Here is a 24,615-nt window from a genome sequence, read left to right on the forward strand (position 1 = left end):
GCCGCACCGATCGACCGCTGCCCTGACCCTGCCGAAGGGCGCCTGCCCAAGGCGCCGAATGCGCTTCGACAGGCGCGGCGCGGCGGGATCTGACCATGGCTGCCGCGTCCGACGACCATCGCTGGATGGCCGCCGCCATCGCGCTGGCGGCGCGCGGGCGGGGATTGTCCACCCCCAATCCCAATGTCGGCTGCGTCATCGTCCATGATGGACGGGTGGTCGGGCACGGCTGGACCCAGCCGGGCGGGCGGCCGCATGCCGAGGCGATGGCGCTGGCCGAGGCGGGCGAGGCCGCGCGCGGCGCATGCGCCTATGTCACGCTGGAACCCTGCGCGCACGAAGGCGGCCGGGGACCGGCGTGTGCCGACAGCCTGATTGCGGCCAGGGTCGCCCGGGTGGTGTCCGCCACCCGGGACCCCGATCCGCGCACCGACGGTGCCGGGCTGGCGCGGCTGCGCGTCGCCGGCATCGCCGTCACCGAAAACATCCTGCCCGGCGAGGCGCAGGCCGCGATGGCCGGATGGTGGACGCACGCCACGCTCGGCCGCGCCCATGTCACGCTCAAGCTCGCCACCAGCCTCGACGGCTGCATCGCGCTGGCCGACGGCAGCAGCCGCTGGATCACCGGTGAGCGCGCGCGGGCGCACGCCCATCTGCTGCGCGCGCGCAGCGACGCCATATTGGTCGGGCGAGGGACGTGGGACGCGGACCGACCCGCGCTCGACGTGCGCCTGGCCGGGCTGGAAGCGCGCAGGCCGCAGCGGCTGATCCTTTCGGCCACCTCCCCCAAGGGGGAGGATGCGCTGCATGTCCCCACCGCTCGTGCCGCGGCGGCGTTGCCCGGCATCAACGATCTGCTGGTGGAAGGCGGCGCGCAGGCGGCAGCGGCATTCCTCGCCGAGGATCTGGTCGACACGCTGGTCCTCTATCGCGCGCCGATCCTGATCGGCGGGGGCAAGGCGAGCCTCTCCGACATCGGCCTTGCGACCCTCGCCGACGCGCATGGCCGCTGGCGGCTCAGCGATGCGCGGCAGCTTGGGCCTGACAGGATCGAGACCTATTCCCGCACGTCCTGAGCTTGTCGAAAGACAGCCCTTCCTCTAGCGATCGTCGCCGAAGCACGATCAGCCCTTCGACAGGCTCACAGGTGAGCGGAAGGGAGCAGCAAGGCGTTACCCCATGTTCACCGGCATCGTTACCGACATCGGCATCATCCGCTCCGCCGAGCAGCGCGGCGACCTGCGCCTGACGATCGGCTGCGGCTATGACATGGCCGGCGTCGCCATCGGCGCGTCGATCGCCTGTTCGGGCTGCTGCCTGACCGTGGTGGAAAAGGGGGCAGACTGGTTCGCGGTCGATGCCAGCGCCGAGACGCTGTCCAAGACCGCCGACGGCATGTGGGCGGAAGGCCGCCGCCTCAACCTCGAGCGCGCCCTGAAGGTCGGCGACGAACTCGGCGGCCATATCGTCACCGGCCATGTCGATGGCGTCGGGCGGATCGTTTCCATCGTCGAGGACGGCGGATCGCACCGCGTCACCGTCTCCATCCCCGCCGCGCTCGCCCCGTTCATCGCTGCCAAGGGTTCGGTCGCAGTCGATGGCGTTTCGCTGACGGTCAATGCGGTGGCCGACCAGCCCGATGGCACCACCCACTTCACCCTCAACATCATCCCGCACACCTGGGACGTGACCACCTTCGCCGGTCTGTCCGAAGGGCAGGCAGTGAATATCGAGATCGACACGCTGGCGCGCTATCTGCAGCGCATGCAGGCGGTGATGGCGGCATGAGAGCCCTGCTCGCCGCCGTGCTGGCGTTCGCCGCTTTTGCCGCTGTGCCGGCGTCGGCCGAGCCGATCGCCGCCTGCCCGGCCGCGCCCGATTTCAGCCGCTACGGCGCGGAGCGGGAAGCCATCGAATATGCGCGGGCGATAGGCCAGGCGGTCAATGCGCGGGAGGAGGCAGCCACCCTCGATCGCGCGGCGGACCTCGCCATGCTGCTGCTGCCCGATGCGCCTGCGACTGCGGCTTGCCCGCCCGGCCAGCCGGCGCCCGAGCCGGCCTGCCATGCCGAGGATCGGCGGGCGCTGGCTGCCTATCTGGCGAGCGCGATTCCTGCCGAGCAGATCCGCGATGTCTGGTCCTTCCTGTTGCCGCGCGCCGGGCCGATTCCGCCGGCCGACCCCGCGCAACCGCTGGCCGGATGGCGCTTCACCCGGCTTTCGGCAAGCGGCGCGCTGACCTACAATCTCGTCACCGCCCCGCCGCATATCGACAATCGCCGCGAGCGCGCCTGGCAGTATCTCAGCAACCACCGCAGCGGCGAAGCGGTGATGTCCGCGGTCAGCCAGTTCGTGCAGAGCCGGGCCGGGCGCGACTGCCGCTAGGCGACGCCGCCTGACGATGTGATTCGCCTCTTGGACATCACATCACAATGTGATACGCCATTGACATGAGCACATCCGTGATAGACCGCGTGCGCGTCCTCGTCGAGGAAGGCAGCATCACCAAATCCGGTCTGGCCCGCGCGGCCGGCCTCCATGCCAACACGCTGCGCGATCTCGACGCCGCCGACTGGAACCCGACGGCAGAGACGCTGCGCAAGCTGGAGGAATGGATGGCCTATGGCTCCGACGCGTCCCCCATGGCGACGCCGGAGGAGATCATCGACGAGGCGCGCAACGGGCGCATGTTCATCCTCGTCGATGACGAGGACCGCGAGAATGAGGGCGATCTCGTCATCCCCGCACAGATGGCGACGCCCGCCGCGATCAATTTCATGGCGACGCACGGCCGCGGCCTCATCTGCCTGACGCTGTCCAAGCCGCGGGTCGAGGCACTCGGGCTGGAGCTGATGTCCCGCGCCAACGGCACCCGGCACGAAACCGCCTTCACCGTCTCGATCGAGGCGCGCGAGGGCGTGACCACCGGCATCTCCGCGGCGGACCGGGCGCGGACCATCGCGGTCGCCATCGATGCCAGCCGCGGGCGTGAGGATATCGTGACGCCCGGCCATGTCTTCCCGCTGATCGCGCGCGACGGCGGCGTCCTCGTGCGCGCCGGCCATACCGAGGCTTCGGTCGACATCTCGCGCCTCGCCGGGCTCAACCCGTCAGGCGTGATCTGCGAGATCATGAACGACGACGGCACGATGGCGCGGCTCGACGATCTCATCCCCTTCGCGCGGCGGCATGGCATGAAGATCGGCACCATCGCCGACCTGATCGCCTATCGCCACCGCAACGACAGCCTGGTCGAGTGCGTGTCCGACGAGCCCTTCACCTCCGACTACGGCGGCGACTGGCGGCTCAAATCCTATCGCAACACCATCGACGGCAGCGTCAATCTCGTGCTGCAGAAGGGCGCGGTCGATCCTGACGGGGTGACGCTGGTGCGGATGCACGCCATGTCCGCCTATCACGACATGCTGGGCGCACCCGGCCCCAAGAAGCGGCGGCTGCAGCGTGCTATGGAGGCGGTAGGCGCAGCAGGCGCGGGCCTCATCGTGGTGCTGATGCCGGCCCTGCCCGGCGCGGCAGCGACCGAGCCGGCCCCGGCGAGCGGCATGGACCTGCGCGCGTACGGCATCGGCGCGCAGATCCTTGCCGATCTCGGCGTGCACAAGATGGAGCTGCTGACGTCGAGCCACAGCAATATCGTCGGGCTGGAAGGCTATGGCCTCAGCATCGTCGGCGAGCGGAGCATTCCGGGAGAATCAGAATAATGGCGCATATCCTCATCGTCGAAGCGCGCTTCTACGAGCATCTCAACGACATGCTGCTGGCCGGAGCCCGCGCCGCCATCGAGAAGGCCGGGCACAGCCACGAGACGATCACCGTCCCGGGCGCGCTCGAAGTCCCCGGCGCGATCGCGCTGGCCGATGCGTCGCAGGCTTATGACGCGTTCGTCGCCATTGGCGTCGTCATCCGCGGCGAGACCTATCATTTCGAGATCGTCGCCGGGGAGAGCGCGCGCGGGATCATGGCGCTGACCATGGACGGCATGGCCATCGGCAACGGCATCCTCACCACCGAGAATGAGGCGCAGGCCATCCGCCGCGCCGACCCGGCCCAGCTCGACAAGGGCGGCGGCGCGGCGGAAGCGGCGATTGCCATGCTGGCGCTCAAGGAGCGCTTTGCCTGATGAAGGCGCTGCGCGTCGTCGCCATCCTCGGCGCGCTCGCGCTGATGGTCGGCGAAGCCTATCGGTCTTGGGGCGTCGGGCGACCGGTCGCCTTCTGGATGGACGATATGCTGGCCGGCGGGTTGCTGATCGCCAGCGCGATCATGGTTGGCATGCCGACGGTGGCGCGACGCGCTTTTTTCACCGGCGCGTGGGGAATCTGCGTGGGCATGCTCTACGGCAGCTTCTTTGGAAAACTGTTTGCGCCGCAGGATGCCGATCCGGGCAATTTCGATCTGGGCCTCCTGACCGGCCTCATCGGCCTTGCCTTTGCCGTTGCGGTGGCGGGCATGGTGGCGAGCATCGTTTTACCAGCACCGAAGGTTGAGCCATGACCGCCCCCTTCGGACCCATCCTCTACACCGAACGGCTGATGCTGCGCGTTCCCGACGGACGCGATCTCGACGGTTTTGCCGCGTTCGAGAGCGATCCCGAGACGACCCGTTTCCTCGGCGGGGTCAAGACGCGCAGCGAAGCGTGGCGCATCCTCGCCAACATGGCGGGAAGCTGGGTGGTCAATGGCTATGGCATGTTCTCGGTGATCGAGCGCGCCACCGGCCGCTGGGTAGGGCGGCTGGGGCCATGGTGCCCGGAAGGCTGGCCGGGCACCGAGGTCGGCTATGGCGTGCTGCCCGAATTCGCCGGGACCGGTTATGCCCATGAGGCCAGCGTGGCCGCGATGGACTATGCGGTCGACGTGCTCGGCTGGAGCGACATCATCCAGACCATCCACCCCGACAACGCCCGCTCGATCGCGCTGGCGCGGCGGCTCGGCGCGACCCTGCGCGGGCCGACGATATTGCCGGCACCGCTGCATGAGGCGCGAGTCGATGCCTGGGGGCAGAGCGCCGAGGAATGGAAGACGCGGCGCGAACGGGCGCGCTAGCCCACCCGGCGCAGCGGCATGGTCAGGCAGTGCGGGCCGCCGCCGCAGCAGGTGAACTGGTCGAGCGGCAGCGCGATGACATGAAAGCCCTGCGCCTCCAGCATCGCATTGACCCGGCGGTTGGCGGTGGCAGAGAGAATGCGACCGTCGCCCAGGCAGACGATGTTGCAGCCGAGCGCCTGCACTTCCTTGTAGCTGACCGGCAGCAGGCGGATGCCCAGCCGCCGCGTCGCATCCAGAAAGCCGTCGTCGAGCACGTCGACACAGGCAAGCGCGGTCTCCGCGTCGAGCATGCAGAATTGCGTGTCGAGGTGCAGGAAATGCGGGTCGAACGGGCAGAGGATGACCTCCCACCCCTGTGCCTCGTAGAGATCGGCGAGCACGCGCGCGCCGCGATCGTCGGTGCGTTCACCCGACACGCCGATGGCGAGCACGCCCGGGCGGATCAGGCAGACGTCGCCGCCTTCTATCGTCCCGCCGTCGAAATCGGGCGCGAGCACCGGCACGCCCCATAGCTGCGCAAAGGCGGCGACATGCTCTGCCTCGCGCCGCCGGTGCGGCTTGGCGGGCGCCAGCCGGATCAGTCCCCATGGCGAGATACTGACCGCGTCGCGGACGAAGCACAGATCGGCAAGGCCCTCGAGCGCGGGCACCTGCACGACCTGCACGCCTTGCTGCCGCAGCGTCTGCGATAGCGCGCGGTGCTGCGCCAGCGCGGTGGTGCGGCAGGCGGAAAAGCCGTCGCGCAGGCGCGCCCGGGTCACCGCGCAGCAGGGCACGGCTTCGAGATATTGCGGCTGGGCGAGAAGCACGTCGCGCAGCACGCCTGTCTCCGACGATGCGCCATAGGGCACCGCCTTGGCGGGATCGGGCGCGCGGAGGCGGGAAAGGTCGAAGGGCGGCAGGGGCAGGATATCTGCCCCGTCAGCCAGCAATAGATCGAACATGAGCACCGGTACGTGTTTGAAAAAATGGTCCGGCCGACACCTCAAGGGTCGACCGGACCATGCTAACGTACCGGCTGAGGGGTAAGTTTCCGCCGATGTCCTAACCTCGGTTAGGCCGTTTCCAGCACCGGATAGTCGGTGTAGCCCTCCGGCCCCGGCGAATACCAGGTGCGGAAATTGTCCGGCGCCAGTTCGGCATTCACCCGCAGCCGCTCGACCAGATCGGGGTTGGAGATATAGGGACGGCCGAAGCTGATGCCGTCGGCGAGGCCCGATGCGACGTCCGCCGAGGCATTGTCCAGCCGATATTCCTGGTTGAGGATCAGCGGGTTGGTGAACACCTTGCGGATGTCGGGCGAGACGCGCGGCACATCGGTCTTGCCGAAATTGCCGTAGTCCTTCTGCTCGCGCAGCTCGAGGAAGCCAATGCCCAGCCGCTGCAGCTCGGCCGCCGCTGCGGTGAACAGCGCCACCGGATTGCTGTCGTCCGCGCCCTGGGTCTCGCCATTGGGCGACAGGCGCACGCTGGTCCGGCCCGCGCCGACGGTATCGATCAGCGCCGAAGTGACTTCGGAGAGCAGGCGGATGCGGTTTTCGATCGGGCCGCCATAGGCGTCATCGCGGAAGTTGCTGTTGTCGCGCAGGAACTGGTCGATCAGATAGCCATTGGCGCCATGCAGCTGCACCCCGTCGAACCCGGCGCGGATCGCATTCTTCGCGGCATGGACATAATCGCCGATGATCCGCGGAATCTCGTCCAGCGCCAGCGCGCGTGCCTGCTCATAGGGCTTCTTGCCGGTGGCGGTGTGGGCATCCCCCGGCGCCGTCGTCACCGATGCGGAAACCGGCGGCTGGCCGCCGAGGAAATCGGGGTGGACCAGACGGCCCATGTGCCAGAGCTGCAGGATGATGCGCCCGCCAGCCTGGTGCACGGCATCGGTCACCGGCTTCCAGGCTTCGACCTGCGCCTCGCTCCAGATACCGGGCGCGGAGGGCCAGCCGAGGCCTTCCTGGCTGATGCCGGTCGCTTCGGCGATGATCAGCCCCGCACCGGCGCGCTGGGCATAATAGTCCGCCTTGAGCGCGCTGATCGGCACATGCCCCTCGACGCTGCGCCCGCGCGTCAGCGGCGCCATGAGGATGCGGTTGGGGGCGGCGATGTCGCCGAGCTGGATCGGATCGAACAGGGTAGGCATGGACTTCAGTCTCCTCGCTGTCGCTCGGCCTTTCGGCCGTTCTTGTGCACAAACGCCACGACCAGCTAGGGGCGGCGCATGGACGATGCAACAGATTCGGTTGCGAAGGAAAACTTGTCGTCGGCGAAGACATTCGCCGGGGCAGCGCCGTTCGCCTTCCTCGCGCTGCTCGGCGGCAATGCCGCGCTGGCGGCGGGGCCGCTGTTCGTGCGTTTGGCAGACGTCGGGCCGGTGGCCGCAGCCTTCTGGCGGCTGGCGCTGGCCCTGCCGATCCTGCTGCTGTTCGCGCTGCGCCAGGGCAACGGCACGGCGGGCTGGAGCGGCATCCGCGGTGCGCTCGGCCTCGCCGCGGTCGGCGGCCTGTTTTTTGCCGCCGATCTTGCCAGCTGGCATCTGGGCATCCTGCACACCAAGATGGCCAATGCCACGCTGTTCGGCAACGCCGCCAGCCTGATCCTCGCTGCGACCACCTTGCTGCTCGCCCGCCGCCTGCCCTATCGCACCGAGGCGATCGCCCTGCTGCTGGCCGGCGCCGGCGCGGTGGTGCTGATGCGCGAAAGCGGCACGCAGGGCCAGTCACGGCTGATCGGCGACCTGCTCTGCCTGCTCGCTGGTGTGCTCTACGCCGGTTACATGCTGACCATGCAGCGCGCGCGCGGCACGCTCAGCAGCTGGCCGACGCTGGCGCTGTCGACCGCGACGGGCATCCTGCCGCTGCTGCTGTTCGCCTGGGCGATGGGCGAGGCGATTTTGCCCGGCAACTGGGGGCCGGTGGTCGCGCTCGCCTTTTCCAGCCAGATCGTCGGGCAGGGCCTGCTGATCTATGCGCTGCCGCATTTTTCCGCGCTGGTGGTGGGCCTGGCGCTGCTGACCCAGCCGGCGATTGCCGCGCTGATCGGCTGGATGGTCTATGGCGAGCGGCTGACGCTGATCGAGATCGCCGCCGGAGCGATGATCGCGGCGGCGCTGGTGCTGGTCAGGCTGCCGACGCGGACGGAGGCCGCCCGCGCCGGCTGACGTCTCACCGCCGGTCAGCGGCGCGGGGTCAGGCGGTAGAGCCGCCCGTCGCCCTGGCTGCCGCCGTCCTCGAGCAGCCACAGCGTGCCGTCATTGCCCTGGCGCACAGCGCGGACGCGGAAACCCAGGTCCCAGCGGTTGCCGTGGCGCGCGGTGTCGCCATCGAGATCGACCCGGACCAGGCCGGTCGCCCCCAGCGCGGCGATGAAGGCATCGCCGCGCCAGTCGGCAAAGGCATCGCCCGAATAGATGGTAAGGTCCCCCGGCGAGATGGCCGGGTTCCACCACAGCTTGGGCGCGACGAAACCGTCGCCGGCGCTGTGATCGGGGATGTCGCGCCCGTCATAATGATCGCCGTTCGAGACGGTCGGGTAGCCATAGTTGCTGCCGCGCTCGATCAGGTTGAGCTCGTCCCCGCCGGCAGGGCCCATCTCCATCTCCCACAGCCGCCCGTCGGCATCGAAGGCGAGGCCGAGCGGATTGCGCTGGCCGAGCGACCATATCTGCGCGCGCGCGCCGCCAGCCGAGGCAAAGGGATTGTCCGCCGGCACCCCGCCCGAATCGGTCAGCCGCAGCACCTTGCCGAGGGTCGCGTCCATGTCCTGCGCGGGATCGAACTTCTGTCGCTCGCCGGTGCTCAGATAGAGCATGCCGTCGGGGCCGAAGGCGATGCGGTGGCCGAAATGGCCGTTGCCGGTGACGAACGGCTGCGCGCGCCAGATCGTCTCGAAATTCTCCAGCCGGGTCATGTCGGCGGACAGCCGGCCACGGCCGAGCGCCGCGCCCTTGCCGCCCTCGCCTTCCTCCGCCCAGCTCAGATAGACGAGGCGGTTGGTGGCGAAATCGGGATGCAGGGCGACGTCGCCGAGGCCGCCTTGCCCGGCGTAGGACACGGCCGGCACGCCCGCGACTTCGCGCACCTCGCCGCCCTGTTCCCACAGCATCAGCTTGCCGGCCTGCTCGGTGACGAGCGCGAAGGGCGAATCGGGGATGAACGCGATCGCCCACGGATCCTCGAAGTCGGCGATCTGCGTCAGCGTGAACGGTGCGTTGGCAAGGGTTTCCGCGGCGACCGGGCCGAGATTGTCGGCGGCCTCCCGGGTCGGGGTGCCCGACTGGCCATTGGCGGAACAGGCGGTCACCAGCATGGCGGCGGCAATGGCAGTCATCGGCAGGCGCAAGGTCATGTCTCTACTCCCGGAAAAAAATGATTGGTAGCGCATGGGGGTGTATCGGCCACGCATGTGCGGTCGCCGGTTGCCGACGGCAAGGGGGCTGCAGCGCCGTCTTGCTTCGCGGCCGGTTCGCGTCTATGAGCAGGGGGCTTCCAGACATCGACAGAGGTTCGGCAGCGCCGGGGCAGACGCTCCGGCGGGCATCGGCCCATGCTTATCGGATGGAGTTTTCATGGCGGACATCGCCGCAATCGCTGCGCTCGTGGAGCCGGAGGCCAAGGCCCTCGGCTTCGATCTGGTGCGCGTGCGCCTGCAGGGCGGCGACGATGTGACGCTGCAGATCATGGCCGAACGGCCCGAGACCGGGCAGTTGACCATCGATGACTGTACCGCGCTCTCGCACCGCCTGTCCGACCTGTTCGACCGGCTGGAAGAGGAAGGGCGCGACCCGATGGACGAGCCCTACCGGCTCGAGGTCAGTTCGCCCGGCATCGACCGGCCGCTGACCCGGCTCAAGGATTTCGCCGACTGGATCGGCCATGAGGCGCGCGTGGTGCTGACCACCGGCGTGGTGCCGCCGCCCGAGACGATGCTGGGCGATGGCGCCCGCAAGAATCTGTCGGGCGAACTGCTCGCCGTGGAGGGCGTGCATGTCACCATCCGCGATCGCAAGGCAGGGCCGATGACCTTCGCCTTCGCCGACCTGGCGGATGCCAAGCTGATCCTGACCGACGCCCTGATTGCCGCCACCCGCCCGCTAGACAGCAGCGGCGCGGACGAATTCGAAGACGCCGACGCATCGGCAAGTGAGGACTGAGAGACCTATGGCCAACGCCATTTCCGCCAACCGGGCAGAACTGCTCGCCATCGCCAATTCGGTCGCGACCGAAAAGCTGATCGACAAGGCCATCGTCATCGAGGCGATCGAGGAAGCGATTCAGCGCGCCGCCCGCGCGCGCTTCGGTCAGGAAAACGACATTCGCGCCAAGCTCGACCCGATGACCGGCGACCTCAGGCTGTGGCGCGTGGTCGAGGTGGTCGAGAGCGTCGACGATTATTTCAAGCAGGTCGATCTTGGCCAGGCCGAAAAGCTGCAGCCCGGCGCCAAGGTCGGCGACTTCATCGTCGATCCGCTGCCGGCCATCGATCTCGGTCGCATCGACGCCCAGTCGGCCAAGCAGGTCATCTTCCAGCGCGTGCGCGAGGCCGACCGCGAGCGGCAATATGCCGAATATAAGGACCGCGCCGGGGAGATCATCACCGGTGTCGTCAAGTCGGTCGAGTTCGGCCACATCATCGTCAACCTCGGCCGCGCCGAGGGTGTCATCCGCCGCGACCAGCAGATCCCGCGCGAAATGGTGCGCATGGGCGACCGCATCCGCGCCGTCATCCTGAAGGTGGTGCGCGAAACCCGCGGGCCGCAGATCTTCCTGAGCCGCGCGCACCCCGATTTCATGAAGAAGCTGTTCGCGCAGGAAGTGCCCGAAATCTACGACGGCATCATCGAGATCAAGGCGGCGGCGCGCGATCCGGGCAGCCGCGCCAAGATCGGCGTGATCAGCTACGACAGCAGCATCGACCCCGTCGGCGCCTGCGTCGGCATGAAGGGCAGCCGCGTGCAGGCGGTGGTCCAGGAAATGCAGGGCGAAAAGATCGACATCATCCCCTGGTCGGAAGACACCGCGACCTTCGTCGTCAATGCGCTGCAGCCGGCGACGGTCAGCCGCGTGGTGCTCGACGAGGATGAGGGCCGGATCGAGGTGGTCGTCCCCGACGATCAGCTCAGCCTTGCCATCGGCCGCCGCGGCCAGAATGTGCGCCTGGCCAGCCAGCTTACCGGCCGCGCCATCGACATCATGACCGAGGCCGATTCGAGCGAGAAGCGCCAGCGCGAATTCCTCGAACGCTCCGCCATGTTCCAGGAAGAGCTGGACGTCGACGAGACGCTGGCCCAGCTGCTGGTCGCCGAAGGCTTCACCGAGATGGAGGAAGTCGCCTACATCGCGCCCGAGGAACTGGCGGCGATCGAAGGGTTCGACGAGGAACTGGCCGAGGAACTGCAGAACCGCGCGCAGGAAGCGCTCGACCGTCGCGAGGCGGCCGCCCGCGAGGAACGGCGCGCGCTGGGCGTCGAGGATGCGGTGGCCGAGCTGCCGCACCTGACCGAAGCGATGCTGGTGACGCTGGGCAAGGCCGGGCTCAAGACGCTCGACGATGTCGCCGATCTCGCCACCGACGAGCTGATCGCCAAGAAGCGCAGCGAGCCGCGCCGCGGCGGCAAGGAACGCCCCGAGGACAAGGGCGGCGTGCTGGGCAGCTACGGCCTGACCGAAGAGCAGGGCAACGAGATCATCATGGCAGCGCGCGCGCACTGGTTCGACGAAGAGCCAGCATCCGGGGAGGCCGCCAATGCGGAGTCCTCAGTATGACCACGCGCTGACGCCCGACATCCCGACGGACGGGACGGCTGCGGAGACCCGCGGCCCGACCGCCAGCCTTGCGTCCGTCAGGCGTGCGGCGAGCGATGCCGCAGCCGCGGCGGAGCGGCGCTGCATCCTGACCGGCGCGCATGGCGGTCGCGACACGCTGAACCGCCTGGCCATCTCGCCCGACGGGGTGGTGGTGCCCGACGTGCTCGCCCGGGCACCCGGGCGCGGCGCGTGGATCGCGGTCGACCGCCCGACCCTTGAAAATGCGCTGGCCAAGGGCAAGCTAAAGGGAGCGCTGGCGCGGGCCCACAAGGGCGCGTCGCTGACCATTCCTACCGATCTGCCGGCAGCGATAGAGGCCGCGCTGCAACGCACATTTCTGGCCCAGCTCGGCATGGCGGCGAAGGCCGGCGTGCTGCTGACCGGGGCCGAGAAGGTCGACGCCGCCGCTCGCTCGGGCGCGGTGGCGATGCTCTACCATGCCGCCGATGCCGCCGAGGACGGTCGCCGCAAGCGCGACCAGAGCTGGCGGGTCGGGGAAGATGCCGAAGGGTCGGGCCAGGCGGGCCGCATACTGCCGGTGGACCGCACCGCCCTTTCTGTGGCATTGGGCCGCGACAACGCCGTTCACATCGCCATCATCGATGCGAACTGGGCAAGCCGCCTGTCGGCCTTGCTGGACCGCTGGCATGCCTATGCCACTTGCGCTACGGGCAGCCCTGCTGCTGCGGTGGTTGCCACACGAGATGATCCGCCGACCGGTTCCCGCCCGGACGCCGGACCCGCTGCTGTTTGAAGGACGAAGACGTTTCAATGAGTATCGAAGATTCCGACAAGCCGACCCTGACGCGCAAGCCGCTGGGCTTGAAGCGCACGGTCGAGGCCGGCCAGGTGCAGCAGCAGTTCAGCCACGGGCGCAAGAATACCGTGGTGGTGGAGGTCAAGCGCCGCCGTATCCTGGGCAAGCCCGGCGAGGCCGAGGCCGCGCCCGAGCCCGCCGTCGCCGAAACGCCGGCACCGGCACCGGTTGCCAAGGCCCCCACGCCCGCGCCGACCCCGTCGCGCGCGCCGGCCGAGAGCCTGGAATCGCGTCAGGAGCGACAGGCCCGTCTGCTGCGCGAGGCCGAGGAAGCCCGCCTGTCCGCGCTCGAGGAAGCACGCCGCCGAGAAGACGACGAGCGGCAGCAGGCCAGCGAGCAGGAGCGCCGCCGCGCCGAAGAAAACCGCAAGGCCGAGGAAGAAGCCGCACGCCGCGCAGCCGAGGACGCATCGCGCGCCGAGGCCGAGACGCGCACGGCAGCCGCTCAGCCGGACAGCGACGCCGCGGCACCGACCGCCGACGCAGCCGCGCCGGCAGCGGGCGAGGCCACCCCGGCCGCAACCATCCCGCCGCCGCGCCGCTTCACGCCGGTCGAGAGTCCCAAGCGCCCCGAGCCCAAGCGCCCGGAGCCCAAGGCCGGACGCACACCGGACAACCGCCGCCAGTCGGGCAAGCTGACCGTCACCAAGGCGCTGGGCGACGACGAGGGTGCGCGGGCGCGCAGCCTCGCCGCGCTGAAGCGCGCGCGCGAAAAGGAACATCGCCGCAGCTTCGGCGGGCCGGCCCAGCCGCGTGAAAAGCAGGTGCGCGACGTGATCGTGCCCGAGGCGATCACCGTGCAGGAACTCGCCAACCGCATGGCCGAAAAGGGCGCGGACCTGGTCAAGACCCTGTTCAAGATGGGCATGGTGGTTACCGTCAACCAGACCATCGACCAGGACACCGCCGAACTGCTGGTCACCGAATTCGGCCACAACATCCAGCGTGTCGCCGAATCGGACGTCGACATCGATACGCAAAGCGATGTCGATGCGCCCGAGACGCTGAAGCCGCGTCCGCCGGTGGTGACCATCATGGGCCATGTCGACCATGGCAAGACCAGCCTGCTCGACGCGCTGCGCGGGACCAGTGTGGTCGCTGGCGAAGCCGGCGGCATCACCCAGCATATCGGCGCCTATCAGGTGACGACCAAGGACGGGCATGTCATCAGCTTCCTCGACACGCCGGGCCACGCCGCCTTCACCGAGATGCGGGCGCGCGGTGCCAATGTCACGGACATCGTCATCCTGGTGGTCGCCGCCGATGACGGGCTGATGCCGCAGACGGTCGAAGCCATCAACCACACCCGCGCCGCGGGCGTGCCGATGATCGTCGCGATCAACAAGATCGACAAGGAAGGCGCCAATCCGCAGAAGGTGCGCGAGCGCCTGCTGTCGGAAGAAGTGGTGGTCGAGGAGCTGGGCGGCGACGTCCAGAATGTCGAGATTTCCGCGCTCAAGGGCACCAACCTCGACAAGCTGATCGACGCCATCGCGCTGCAGGCCGAAATCATGGAGCTCAAGGCCAATCCCGACCGCGCCGCCGAGGCGACGGTGGTCGAGGCCAAGCTCGACAAGGGTCGTGGTCCGGTTGCCACCGTGCTGGTGCGGCGCGGCACGCTCAAGGTCGGCGACATCTTCGTGGTCGGCACCGAGAGCGGACGCGTCCGCGCGCTGATCGACGATGCCGGCAAGCAGGTGAAGTCGGCCGGTCCGTCGGTCCCCGTCGAAGTGCTCGGCCTGGGCGGTATGCCGAGCGCCGGCGACACGCTGACCGTGGTCGAAAGCGAAGCCCGTGCCCGCGAGGTCGCGAGCTATCGTGCCGAGCAGGCGCTGCTCAAGCGCACCGCCATCGCGCCGGCCAGCCTCGATTCCATGTTCTCCGCGCTCGAGGACAAGAGCCGGGTCATCGAATATCCGGTGGTGGTCAAGGCCGACGTGCAAGGGTCGGTCGAAGCGATCGTCAATGCGCTCAACAAGCTTTCGAACGACGAGATCAAGGTGCGGGTGCTGCATAGCGGCGCCGGTGCGATCACCGAAAGCGACGTCACGCTGGCATCGGCGTCCAACGCGCCGATCATCGGCTTCAACGTCCGTCCCAACGCCAAGGCACGCGAAATCATCAACCAGCGCAAGACGCGGCTGAAGTATTTCGACGTCATCTATCACCTGACCGAGGATATCGCGAAGGAGATGGCGGGCGAGCTGGGGCCGGAGATCATCGAAACCGTGGTCGGCCGCGCGCGGGTGCAGGAAGTGTTCCCCGCGGGCAAGAAGGACAAGGCCGCCGGCCTGCTCGTGCTCGAAGGCAGCATCAAGAAGGGCCTGCATGCCCGCCTTACCCGCGAGGATGTCATCGTTTCCAAGACGACGATCAGCTCGCTGCGCCGCTTCAAGGACGACGCCACCGAAGTGCGCGCCGGCATGGAGTGCGGCGTGCTGCTGGCCGATACCAACGACATCAAGCCGGGCGACAATCTGGAAGTGTTCGAGGTCGAGGAACGCGCACGGACGCTCTGATATGTGACCAGCGGTGAATTTATACTGCGGTGTTACAATGATTTGATTACTCTCCTTCTTGTCGCAACCTGCGACAGGAAGGAGGAGTGAATTATGGATATCAATACCGCAGTGATTCTGGTGACCAATGTTGCGATTTTTATCGTCGCATTGATCGCTTTGACGGTTAAGCTTATTGAGCTGAGCCGGAAATAGCCAGTGCGGGGACCGGCGCGGCAACGCTGGTCCCCAAAAACGATTTGAGCCCGGACGCGGCAACGTCCGGGCTCAGGAGGATGAAGTTTGGAAACTTCACCGCAGTGATGTCTTTTAGATGCTCGAATTTGTGCAGAATGTCAAGATGAACGCCAACTCTACCCAGTCCGGCCCGTCGGTCCGCCTGCTGCGCGTGGGCGAGCAGGTGCGGCATGTCCTTGCCGAGCTGTTGCAGCGCGGCGACGTGCATGACGATGTGCTGGCCAGTCACCCGGTCAGCGTTACCGAAGTGCGCATGTCCCCGGACCTGCGCCACGCGACCGTGTTCGTGAAGCCGCTGCTCGGCCGCGACGAGGCCGAGGTGCTGAAGGCGCTGCGCACCAACACCGCCTTCCTCCAGCGCGAGGTCGCGCGGCGGGTGCGGATGAAATATGCCGCACGGCTGAAGTTCATCGCCGACGACAGTTTCGACGAGGGCAGCCACATCGACCGGCTGCTGCGCGACCCCAAGGTGGCGCAGGATCTGGCCGGGGACGACGACGCCTGACCGCGTCCGCGCCGCCCTCCTGTGGCTCCGCATCCGATTTTCTGGACTTTGTCCTGACAGGTTGAAACCAGCCGCAGCCCTGCGCCTGTCGAAGCGCGCTTGTGACATTAGCGCGCCCCGACAAGCGCAGCACGACGGCTCGCTTCTATCAGCACTGCTTTAGGGCGTTGCTACCGGCACCGGCGCATAGACGCTCGCCCCCGGCCCCAGCGGCAGGTCTAGCGCGACCCAGCCGACCGTCAGCACGATGCCGGAGAGCAGCAGCCCGACCGAGTAGGGCAGCATCGTCGCCGCCAGACTGCCGAGCCCGAAATCCTTCTGCCAGCGCTGCGCGAACACCAGGATCAGCGGGAAATAGACCATCAGCGGGGTGATGATGTTGGTCGCGCCATCGCCGACACGATAGGCCGCCGTGGTCATTTCCGCGCTGATGCCGAGCAGCATCAGCATCGGCACCAGCACTGGCGCGAGCAGCGCCCATTTGGCGCTGGCCGAGCCGATGAACAGGTTGAGCGCGGCGGTGAAGACGACGATCAGCGCCAGCAGCACCGGCGCGGGCAAATCCAGCCCCTGCAGCCCCGCCGCGCCATGCACCGCGATGATCAGCCCCAGGTTCGACCAACCGAACATCGCGACGAAATGCGCCGCGGCAAAGGCCAGCACCAGATAATAGGCCATGGTGCCCATCGAATCGGACATCATCGTCACCAGATCGCGGTGATTGCCGATCACGCCCGTAGCCCTGCCATAAGCCCAGCCGGCCAGCAGGAAGAGCAGGAAGAAGGCGGCGACCAGCGACTGGTAGAAGGGTGTCATCTGCCCGGCCTCGCCCGCCGCCTCATCGATCAGCGGGGTGCCCGGCCCCAGCGTGAAGACCAGCCACAGGCCGACCACCGCCAGCATGGCCAGCCCGGCATGGCGCAGGCCCTTGCGTTCGTCTCCGGTGAGCGCCCGGTCCTGCACATCGCCCGCCGCGTCGGCCGCCTCACCCTCACCGGCATAGACGCCCAGCCGAGGCTCGATGATCCGGTCGGTCACGTACCAGATTACCGGCAGGAAGATGAACAGCATCGCCGCGATGAAATACCAGTTACCGGCGATATTGGCTTCCCAGCCCGGAAACACCGTCTCCACCGCCGCCTGGGTTATGCCGAACAGCAGCGCATCGAGCTGACCGGGCAGCAGATTGGCGGAAAAACCGCCCGATACCCCGGCAAAGGCCGCCGCGATGCCGGCAATAGGATGCCGCCCGACCGCATGATAGAGCACGCCCGCCAGCGGGATCAGGACGACATAGGCTGCGTCCGCCGCGAGATTGCCCATCATCGCGACAAAGGCGATGATCGGGGTCAGCAAGCCCTTGGGCGCGCCGCGCACACCGGCGCGCATCGCCGTGCCGAACAGTCCCGATTTCTCGGCGACACCGGCACCCAGCATCACCAGCAGCACATAGCCCAATGGGTGGAAATGGGTGAAGGTCTTGGGCATCTCCACCCACAGACGCGCGATATTCTCAGCACTGAGCAGGCTGGCGGCAGTGATGACGCGCCGTTCGCCGGTCGCCTCGTCGATCTCCGACGGGTGCACCGCCGACCAGCCGGCGGCATCGGCGATGATGGAAATCAGGACCAGCGCGCCGACCAGCCACAGGAACAATACCACCGGGTCGGGCAAGCGATTGCCGACCCGCTCGATCCAACCCAAAATGCCGCGCGACGGAGGGTTCGCGCTGGCGAGCACATCACTCATGCCAGTCTCTCCAAACCCTCCGCCGCCGTGCATAAGCGATGAAGAGCGGATTTGCCAAGCGGGCAGGGGCAATAGGCCGGAATGGCGCTTGACCGCTGATCAGGTAAGACGTATCTTACCGCGATGAATGCAACCACATCGCTTTCGGCAAAAGGACAGGTGGTCATCCCCAAAGACGTCAGGGATGCGCTCGGTCTCGTTCCCGGTCAGAAGCTGGATGTCATCCGTTCGGGCAATGGGCTGTTCCTGCGACCACAGCATAAGAAGAGCGGGCGGACAACGGACGAGATCATGGAAGAGATCAGGCGAATTCGTCCCCGTCACGTCGGTCCGCCAGTCACAATCGCGGAAATGAACGCCTCGGTCGATGCGATGTTTGCCAATGAGTGGAAAGACTAGGTCTGACTGTCGCCGTCGATACCAACGTGCTGTTGCGCTTGCTCGTCGAGGATGACGAGGCTCAGGCGGTGATCGCACGCGCGATTTTCGAAGGACCTTGTGCTGTTTCAGCGACGGTTTTGCTCGAAGCTGGCTGGGTATTGGCATCGCGTTACCGATGGCCGCGCACCGCCATCGCAGACGCGCTGATTGCTGTCCTCGACATGCCGGGTGTCATTGTCGATCCCGAGACGCTAGGCTGGGCGCTTGAACGCTATCGCTGTGGTGGCGATCTGCCCGATATGATTCATATTGCCATGGCCGGGAGCAGCGAGCGCTTTGCCACGTTCGACGCGTCCATTGCCCAAGATGCAGGCGACAATTCGCCGGTCCCCGTCGAAATCCTTGCCTGATGGCCAAGCTCTATTTCTATTATGCCAGCATGAACGCCGGCAAATCGTCGACGCTGCTGCAGGCCGATTTCAACTACCGCGAGCGCGGCATGGCGACGATGCTGTGGACGGCGGCGCTCGATGTGCGGCCGACCTTCGGGGCGATTGCCTCGCGCATCGGGCTCAATGCCGACGCGCATCGCTTCCACGCCGAAACCGATCTGCATGGTGCGGTGCTGGCGCAGCATGGCGAGACGCCGCTCGCCTGCGTGCTGGTCGATGAGGCGCAGTTCCTGTCGGCCGAACAGGTGTGGCAGTTGGCACGTATCGCCGACGAGGGCGGCATCCCGGTGCTGTGCTATGGCCTGCGCACCGATTTTCAGGGAGAATTGTTCCCCGGCTCCGCCGCGCTGCTGGGCATTGCCGATGCGCTGGTCGAGCTGAAGGCGGTCTGTCACTGCGGCCGCAAGGCAACGATGAACCTGCGCGTCGATGCCAGCGGCACAGCGGTGCTGGCAGGCGCGCAGACCGAGATCGGCGGCGATGACCGCTATGTCGCCCTGTGTCGGCGGCATTTCACGGAGGCGCGCCGTGCCGCAGGGGAGCAAGCGCGTGGGTGAGGCGATCCGTATCGAGGCGTTGATGGCGCCGATGGAAGACGGTGGCTGGCCGGACGGACACATCCGCCTCGAGCCGATCGGCGAGGCGCATCGGGAGGGCATGCGCGCCTGCTGCCAGCCGGAGGATCCGGTGTGGCCCATCTATCCCACCGATTTTTCTGGCGAGAAGTTCGACAGCGCCTACGACGGACATCTTTCCAACTGCAACCGTCATATTTTTGTCGTGCTGCGCGATGGCGATGTGGTCGGCATGACCAGCTATCTTAACCTCGCGCTCGATAGGCAAGCGCTGGAAATCGGCGGCACCTTCATGGCACCGTCGGTGCGCGGCACCGGTATCAACGGACGGGTCAAGCGGCTGCTGCTGGACCGCGCCTTCGGCTGCGGGGTGCGCCGCGTCGAATTCCGCATCGATGAACGCAATGGACGCAGCCAAGCGGCGGTGATGAAGCTGGGCGCCACCAAGGAAGGCGTGCTGCGCGCCGAGCGCATCACCTGGACCGGGCACGTCCGCGACACCGGCGTATTCTCGATCCTCGCCGAAGAATGGGCGGCCAGGCCCAAATGACCGACCGCAATGGCCCTGCCCTCAACGGCTGGCTGATCATCGACAAACCGCTCGGCATCGGTTCCACCCAGGTGGTGAGCGCGGTCAAGCGCGCGCTGCGTGAGGGGGGCTATGCCAAGGTCAAGGTCGGCCATGGCGGCACACTCGATCCGCTGGCGACCGGCGTGCTGCCCGTAGCGCTTGGGGAAGCGACCAAGCTTGCGGGACGGATGCTGGATGCGAGCAAGACCTATGATTTCACGATACAATTCGGCACCCAGACCGACGGGCTGGATGCCGAGGGTGCGGTGGTGGCGGAGAGCGAGGTTCGCCCGACGCTGGACGAGATCGAGGCGGTGTTGCCGCGCTTCACCGGGCCGATCGAGCAGGTGCCGCCAGCCTATTCCGCGCTGAAGATCGATGGCGAGCGCGCCTATGATCGCGCGCGACGGGGCGAGACGGTCGAGATGGCGGCGCGCCGTGTCGTCGTGCACGACATCAGAACCCCCCCGGCACGGGGAGGGGGACCACGAAGTGGTGGAGGGGTGCAGCCTCTCGACAGGGTGCAACGAGGAGAGGGGGGACCCCTCCACAACCCTGCGGGCGGTCCCCCTCCCCGTGCCGGGGAGGTTCTGGAGTCGATCACCCTCACCGCCCATGTCTCCAAGGGAACCTACATCCGCAGTCTGGCCCGCGACATCGCGCTGGCTTGCGGCACCGTCGGCCATGTGTCGATGCTGCGCCGCACCCGCGCCGGGCCGTTTGGGCTCGATGTGGCGATATCGCTGGACTTATTGGCCGAAAGCGCTAAGGGGCGCAGCCTAGAAGCGCATCTCTTGCCATTGGAGGCAGGGCTGGACGGTATCCCGGCTCTCTCTCTCGCGCCCGGCGAGGCAAGGGTGATCCGCACAGGCGGCACGCTTTCCGGGCAATCCGTGGACGACGGGCTCTATCTGGCGAAGGACGGCGCTGTGCCGGTCGCGCTGGTCATGGTCCATGCCGGTGTGCTGGCGGTCGAACGCGGGTTCAATCTTTAAGGCACGATACCGTGGAAAGACAGACATGACGATCACTGCAGAGAAGAAGGCGGAAGTCATCAAGGACAACGCCCGCGCCGCCAACGACACCGGTTCGCCGGAAGTCCAGGTCGCGATCCTGACCACCCGCATCAACCAGCTGACCGAGCATTTCAAGGCGCACCACAAGGACAACCACTCGCGTCGTGGCCTGCTGATGATGGTCAACAAGCGCCGTTCGCTGCTCGACTATCTGAAGAAGAAGGACAGCGAGCGCTACGCCGCCCTCATCGCCAAGCTCGGCTTGCGGAAATAAGAGTTTCACGGACGGCCCCGACACCGGGGCCGTTCGCTTATCCGGCCTGTTGCACGCCTGTGTAACGGCCATGCTGTCTACCCTCGCAATCCGGTGAGGGGGCGCAAACCCAAGGGGCCATATCCGCGCCCCGCACCGACCCGGGCCGGATCGTCCGGGACCAAGAAGAGGCCCCGTGGCGCAATCTGGCGCGCGGGTGAGATACTATGAGCATGTTCGATACCAAGTCCGTCTCCATGGAATGGGGCGGCAAGACGCTGACTCTGGAAACCGGCCGCATCGCCCGTCAGGCCGATGGCGCGGTGCTCGCCACCTATGGCGAAACCGTCGTCCTGTGCGCCGTCACCGCCGCCAAGTCGGTCAAGGAAGGGCAGGATTTCTTCCCGCTCACCGTCCATTATCAGGAAAAATTCTTTGCAGCCGGCCGCATCCCCGGCGGCTTCTTCAAGCGTGAGCGCGGCGCGACCGAAAAGGAAACGCTGGTTTCCCGCCTGATCGACCGTCCGGTCCGCCCGCTGTTCCCCGAAGGTTTCTACAACGAAATCAACGTCATCGCCCAGGTGCTGTCGTTCGATGGCGAATGCGAGCCCGACATTTTGGCGATGATCGCCGCCTCGGCTGCGCTGACCATCTCCGGCGTGCCCTTCATGGGCCCGATCGGCGCGGTGCGCGTCGGCTATGCCGATGGCGAATATCTGCTCAATCCCAAGCAGGATGAAGCCGCCGCCGGCGCGCTCGACCTGGTCGTTGCTGCCACCGGCAACGCGGTGATGATGGTCGAAAGCCAGGCCCGCGAGCTTTCCGAAGAGGTGATGCTCGGCGCGGTCATCTTCGCGCATGACGAGTGCAAGAAGGTCGCCAACCTGATCATCGACCTCGCCGAAAAGGCGGCCAAGGACCCGTGGGAAATCGCGATCAGCGACAACAGCGCGATCAAGGCGCAGCTCAAGGATCTGATCGGCGCGGACATTGCCGCCGCCTACAAGCTGACCGACAAGTCGGCCCGCTCGGACGCGCTCAATGCCGCCCGCGCCAAGGCCAAGGAAGCCTTTGCCGACGCCGATGCGCAGACGCAGATGGTCGCCATCAAGACCGTCAAGAAGGTCGAGGCCGACATCGTCCGCGGTGCGATCCTCAAGGACGGCACCCGCATCGACGGCCGCACCACCACCCAGGTCCGCCCGATCGAGGCGGTCGCCGGCTTCCTGCCGCGCACCCATGGTTCGGCGCTGTTCACCCGTGGCGAGACGCAGGCGATCTGCACCACCACGCTGGGCACCAAGGATGCCGAGCAGATGATCGACGGGCTGGAGGGCCTCAGCTACTCCAGTTTCATGTTGCACTATAACTTCCCGCCCTATTCGGTCGGTGAAGTCGGCCGTTTCGGCGCGCCCTCGCGCCGCGACACCGGCCATGGCAAGCTCGCCTGGCGCGCGCTGCAGGCAGTGCTGCCCAGCAAGGAAGAATTCCCCTACACCATCCGCGTCGTCTCCGACATCACCGAGTCCAACGGCTCGTCGTCGATGGCCACCGTCTGCGGCGGTTCGCTGTCGATGATGGACGCCGGCGTGCCGCTGACCCGTCCGGTGTCGGGCATTGCCATGGGCCTGATCCTCGAAGGCGACCAGTTCACCGTCCTTTCCGACATCCTCGGTGACGAGGATCATCTGGGCGACATGGACTTCAAGGTGGCCGGCACTTCCGAAGGCATCACCACGATGCAGATGGATATCAAGGTGGCCGGGATCACCCGCGAAATCTTCGAAGCCGCGCTCAACCAGGCCAAGGAAGGCCGCGCCCACATCCTGGGCGAGATGAACAAGGCGCTGGGCGAAGTGCGCACCGAGCTTTCGGCGCACGCCCCGCGCATCGAGACGCTGCAGATCGACAAGGCGAAGATCCGCGACGTCATCGGCACCGGCGGTAAGGTGATCCGCGAGATCGTCGCGCAGACCGGCGCCAAGGTCGACATCGACGACGAAGGCCTGATCAAGGTGTCGTCGTCCGACCTGTCCCAGATCGAAGCCGCGATCAACTGGATCAAAGGCATCGTCGAGGAACCCGAAGTCGGCAAGATTTATGACGGCAAGGTCGTCAACATCGTCGATTTCGGGGCGTTCGTGAACTTCATGGGCGGCAAGGACGGCCTCGTCCACGTGTCCGAGATGCGCAACGAGCGCGTCGAGAAGGTGACCGACGTCGTTTCCGAAGGCCAGGCCGTGAAGGTCAAGGTGCTGGAGATCGATCCGCGCGGCAAGGTGCGCCTGTCGATGCGCGTCGTCGATCAGGAAACCGGCGCCGAGCTGGAAGACACCCGCCCGCCGCGCGAGCCGCGCGAAGGTGGCGATCGTGACCGTGGCCCGCGTGGCGATCGCGGCGGACGCGATGACCGCGGCGGCCGGCGCCGGCCAGGCGGTGATCGCGACCGCGGACTGCGCGGCGAAGGCCGCCGGGAGCGTGGCGAACGCGATGGCGGCAGCGAAGACGCCGGCCATGTGCCTGCCTTCCTGAAGGGTGACGACTGATCGCTGCCCTTGAGGCACCTAGATATCCGGGAAAGGGGCCGCCATGGTGCGGCCCCTTTTTCTTTGCGCCAGCCCTGCACCGGCGATAGGGCGGGGCAGTGCGCACCGAGAAAAATCCTTTCATCCGGATGTTCGAGCATCTGCCGCTGGCCGCAGACCGGCCGTGGGTCGGCTATGGCGTAAGCGTGCTGGCGGTGCTGCTGGCCAGCGGCCTCAGGGTTGCGCTCGAAGGGGCGATACCCTCGGGCTATCCCTTCCTCACCTTCTTCCCGGCCGTCATCCTGACCACCTTCTTCTTCGGCCGACAATCGGGCATCCTCACGGCGCTGCTCGGCGGGCTGGCGGCATGGTATCTGTTCATTGAGCCTGCCGGCACATTTGCTCTGAACCCGTCGATCGTCGTCGCCCTGCTCTTCTACCTGTTCATCGTCGCGGTAGACATCTTCCTGGTCGATCTGGCGCAGGTTGCCAGCACGCGGCTGGTCGAGGAGCGCGAGCGCAACCGCGCGCTGGCCGAGACCCGCGCGCTGCTGTTCGACGAATTGCAGCATCGGGTATCCAACAATCTGCAGGTGATCGGCGCGCTGCTTTCCGCCCAGAAGCGGCGGGTCGATGACGAGGCTGCGCGCCATGCGCTCGAAGAGGCGGCGAATCGCCTGACCGTGGTCGGACGGATCAGCCGCACCCTCTACCGCGCCGATGGTGAGCAGGCGGACATGGCCGAATTCCTCCAGCGCCTGGCCGAAGCCGTGCTGGGAGCCAACGGCCGCACCGACGTCACCTGCCAGTTCGACGTCGAACCCGGGCTGACCGTCGAGGCCGAACGCGCGGTGCCGCTGGCGCTGGTGTTCACCGAAGCTCTGTCCAACGCGCTGGAACATGGCATGCCCGATCGCGCCGGCCGGGTGATGGTATCGATGCGGCATCGCGCCGACGGCTTCATCCAGCTGTCGATCGACGACGATGGCAGCGGACTGGCGCCGGATTTCGCGATGGAGAAGCTCAACAGCCTTGGCCTCGGCATCGCCCAGCAGCTTGCCCGCCAGCTTGGCGGCGAGTTCAGGCTGGCCACCCGCACCGATGGGCCGGGCACCAGCGCGCGTCTCGATATTGCGGCCTGACG

At 67.1% G+C, this 24,615-nt stretch carries 25 protein-coding genes; 21 read left to right on the forward strand and 4 right to left on the reverse strand.

Annotation, left to right across the window (positions count from 1 at the left end; translation table 11 throughout):
* Positions 1–95 precede the first annotated feature (95 nt).
* The 7 genes from ribD (at position 96) to AC0QC4_RS04075 (ending at position 5,065) form a co-directional block, all read left to right on the forward strand.
* Positions 96–1,076 carry a bifunctional diaminohydroxyphosphoribosylaminopyrimidine deaminase/5-amino-6-(5-phosphoribosylamino)uracil reductase RibD gene (gene ribD, locus AC0QC4_RS04045; RefSeq protein WP_483658426.1) on the forward strand — a complete coding sequence of 327 codons (981 nt, stop codon included), beginning with the start codon at positions 96–98 and terminating at the stop codon, positions 1,074–1,076.
* Positions 1,077–1,179: 103 nt separating this feature from the next.
* Positions 1,180–1,788: a riboflavin synthase gene (locus AC0QC4_RS04050; RefSeq protein WP_483658427.1), complete on the forward strand. Its 609-nt coding sequence runs from the start codon at positions 1,180–1,182 to the stop codon at positions 1,786–1,788.
* Entirely contained in the window at positions 1,785–2,384 is a 600-nt protein-coding gene (locus AC0QC4_RS04055) for a hypothetical protein (protein ID WP_483658428.1), read from the forward strand. The genes AC0QC4_RS04050 and AC0QC4_RS04055 overlap by 4 nt, the downstream gene beginning before the upstream one ends.
* Positions 2,385–2,449: 65 nt before the next feature.
* Positions 2,450–3,721 carry a 3,4-dihydroxy-2-butanone-4-phosphate synthase gene (gene ribB / locus AC0QC4_RS04060; RefSeq protein ID WP_483658429.1) on the forward strand — a complete coding sequence of 424 codons (1,272 nt, stop codon included), beginning with the start codon at positions 2,450–2,452 and terminating at the stop codon, positions 3,719–3,721.
* On the forward strand, positions 3,721–4,140 hold the full coding sequence (gene ribH, locus AC0QC4_RS04065) for a 6,7-dimethyl-8-ribityllumazine synthase (RefSeq protein WP_483658430.1): 420 nt from the start codon (positions 3,721–3,723) through the stop codon (positions 4,138–4,140). Before ribB ends, ribH begins: the two co-directional genes overlap by 1 nt.
* The gene (locus AC0QC4_RS04070) at positions 4,140–4,514 is read left to right on the forward strand and encodes a hypothetical protein (RefSeq protein WP_483658431.1); all 375 of its coding nucleotides are present in this window, start codon (positions 4,140–4,142) and stop codon (positions 4,512–4,514) included. Before ribH ends, AC0QC4_RS04070 begins: the two co-directional genes overlap by 1 nt.
* Positions 4,511–5,065: a GNAT family N-acetyltransferase gene (locus tag AC0QC4_RS04075; protein ID WP_483658432.1), complete on the forward strand. Its 555-nt coding sequence runs from the start codon at positions 4,511–4,513 to the stop codon at positions 5,063–5,065. Before AC0QC4_RS04070 ends, AC0QC4_RS04075 begins: the two co-directional genes overlap by 4 nt.
* Here the strand turns inward: AC0QC4_RS04075 and AC0QC4_RS04080 are convergent.
* Together AC0QC4_RS04080 and AC0QC4_RS04085 are read right to left on the reverse strand one after the other, a co-directional pair.
* On the reverse strand, positions 5,062–6,012 hold the full coding sequence (locus tag AC0QC4_RS04080) for a dimethylarginine dimethylaminohydrolase family protein (RefSeq protein WP_483658433.1): 951 nt from the start codon (positions 6,010–6,012) through the stop codon (positions 5,062–5,064). The genes AC0QC4_RS04075 and AC0QC4_RS04080 overlap by 4 nt on opposite strands.
* A 110-nt stretch (positions 6,013–6,122) precedes the next feature.
* Positions 6,123–7,208 carry an alkene reductase gene (locus AC0QC4_RS04085; RefSeq protein ID WP_483658434.1) on the reverse strand — a complete coding sequence of 362 codons (1,086 nt, stop codon included), beginning with the start codon at positions 7,206–7,208 and terminating at the stop codon, positions 6,123–6,125.
* A gap of 78 nt (positions 7,209–7,286) precedes the next feature.
* Between AC0QC4_RS04085 and AC0QC4_RS04090 the strand changes: the two genes are divergently transcribed.
* A complete protein-coding gene (locus tag AC0QC4_RS04090; protein WP_483658435.1) occupies positions 7,287–8,225 on the forward strand; it encodes a DMT family transporter in 939 nt (312 codons plus the stop codon).
* 14 nt (positions 8,226–8,239) lie between these two features.
* On the opposite strand, the gene AC0QC4_RS04095 is transcribed toward AC0QC4_RS04090, so the two are convergent.
* On the reverse strand, positions 8,240–9,412 hold the full coding sequence (locus AC0QC4_RS04095) for a PQQ-dependent sugar dehydrogenase (protein WP_483658436.1): 1,173 nt from the start codon (positions 9,410–9,412) through the stop codon (positions 8,240–8,242).
* A 220-nt stretch (positions 9,413–9,632) separates the two neighbouring features.
* On the opposite strand from AC0QC4_RS04095, the gene rimP reads away from it, so the two are divergent.
* The 5 genes from rimP (at position 9,633) to rbfA (ending at position 15,949) form a co-directional block, all read left to right on the forward strand.
* On the forward strand, positions 9,633–10,217 hold the full coding sequence (rimP, locus tag AC0QC4_RS04100) for a ribosome maturation protein RimP (protein WP_483658437.1): 585 nt from the start codon (positions 9,633–9,635) through the stop codon (positions 10,215–10,217).
* Between the two features lie 7 nt (positions 10,218–10,224).
* The gene (gene nusA, locus AC0QC4_RS04105; RefSeq protein WP_483658438.1) at positions 10,225–11,829 is read left to right on the forward strand and encodes a transcription termination factor NusA; all 1,605 of its coding nucleotides are present in this window, start codon (positions 10,225–10,227) and stop codon (positions 11,827–11,829) included.
* Positions 11,810–12,625: a DUF448 domain-containing protein gene (locus AC0QC4_RS04110; RefSeq protein ID WP_483658439.1), complete on the forward strand. Its 816-nt coding sequence runs from the start codon at positions 11,810–11,812 to the stop codon at positions 12,623–12,625. Before nusA ends, AC0QC4_RS04110 begins: the two co-directional genes overlap by 20 nt.
* Positions 12,626–12,642: 17 nt before the next feature.
* The gene (infB, locus tag AC0QC4_RS04115; RefSeq protein ID WP_483658440.1) at positions 12,643–15,207 is read left to right on the forward strand and encodes a translation initiation factor IF-2; all 2,565 of its coding nucleotides are present in this window, start codon (positions 12,643–12,645) and stop codon (positions 15,205–15,207) included.
* A 313-nt stretch (positions 15,208–15,520) separates the two neighbouring features.
* Complete coding sequence (gene rbfA, locus AC0QC4_RS04120; RefSeq protein WP_483658441.1) at positions 15,521–15,949, forward strand: 30S ribosome-binding factor RbfA; 429 nt, start codon at positions 15,521–15,523, stop codon at positions 15,947–15,949.
* Positions 15,950–16,108: 159 nt separating this feature from the next.
* On the opposite strand, the gene AC0QC4_RS04125 is transcribed toward rbfA, so the two are convergent.
* Complete coding sequence (locus AC0QC4_RS04125; RefSeq protein WP_483658442.1) at positions 16,109–17,698, reverse strand: AbgT family transporter; 1,590 nt, start codon at positions 17,696–17,698, stop codon at positions 16,109–16,111.
* A gap of 123 nt (positions 17,699–17,821) precedes the next feature.
* Between AC0QC4_RS04125 and AC0QC4_RS04130 the strand changes: the two genes are divergently transcribed.
* The 8 genes from AC0QC4_RS04130 to AC0QC4_RS04165 all read left to right on the forward strand — a co-directional run bounded on the left by AC0QC4_RS04130 (position 17,822) and on the right by AC0QC4_RS04165 (position 24,613).
* The gene (locus tag AC0QC4_RS04130; RefSeq protein ID WP_483658443.1) at positions 17,822–18,097 is read left to right on the forward strand and encodes an AbrB/MazE/SpoVT family DNA-binding domain-containing protein; all 276 of its coding nucleotides are present in this window, start codon (positions 17,822–17,824) and stop codon (positions 18,095–18,097) included.
* Positions 18,085–18,489 carry a type II toxin-antitoxin system VapC family toxin gene (locus AC0QC4_RS04135; RefSeq protein ID WP_483658444.1) on the forward strand — a complete coding sequence of 135 codons (405 nt, stop codon included), beginning with the start codon at positions 18,085–18,087 and terminating at the stop codon, positions 18,487–18,489. The genes AC0QC4_RS04130 and AC0QC4_RS04135 overlap by 13 nt, the downstream gene beginning before the upstream one ends.
* Positions 18,489–19,088 carry a thymidine kinase gene (locus tag AC0QC4_RS04140; RefSeq protein ID WP_483658445.1) on the forward strand — a complete coding sequence of 200 codons (600 nt, stop codon included), beginning with the start codon at positions 18,489–18,491 and terminating at the stop codon, positions 19,086–19,088. Before AC0QC4_RS04135 ends, AC0QC4_RS04140 begins: the two co-directional genes overlap by 1 nt.
* Positions 19,081–19,656: a GNAT family N-acetyltransferase gene (locus tag AC0QC4_RS04145; protein ID WP_483658446.1), complete on the forward strand. Its 576-nt coding sequence runs from the start codon at positions 19,081–19,083 to the stop codon at positions 19,654–19,656. Before AC0QC4_RS04140 ends, AC0QC4_RS04145 begins: the two co-directional genes overlap by 8 nt.
* A complete protein-coding gene (gene truB / locus AC0QC4_RS04150) occupies positions 19,653–20,672 on the forward strand; it encodes a tRNA pseudouridine(55) synthase TruB (RefSeq protein ID WP_483658447.1) in 1,020 nt (339 codons plus the stop codon). The genes AC0QC4_RS04145 and truB overlap by 4 nt, the downstream gene beginning before the upstream one ends.
* A gap of 25 nt (positions 20,673–20,697) precedes the next feature.
* On the forward strand, positions 20,698–20,967 hold the full coding sequence (gene rpsO, locus AC0QC4_RS04155) for a 30S ribosomal protein S15 (RefSeq protein WP_483658448.1): 270 nt from the start codon (positions 20,698–20,700) through the stop codon (positions 20,965–20,967).
* A 212-nt stretch (positions 20,968–21,179) separates the two neighbouring features.
* Positions 21,180–23,492, forward strand: a complete 2,313-nt coding sequence (gene pnp / locus AC0QC4_RS04160) for a polyribonucleotide nucleotidyltransferase (protein ID WP_483658647.1) — start codon at positions 21,180–21,182, stop codon at positions 23,490–23,492.
* Positions 23,493–23,590: 98 nt separating this feature from the next.
* Complete coding sequence (locus AC0QC4_RS04165) at positions 23,591–24,613, forward strand: sensor histidine kinase (protein ID WP_483658449.1); 1,023 nt, start codon at positions 23,591–23,593, stop codon at positions 24,611–24,613.
* Positions 24,614–24,615 lie beyond the last annotated feature (2 nt).

The organism is Sphingomonas sp. jy18, from assembly GCF_056931895.1.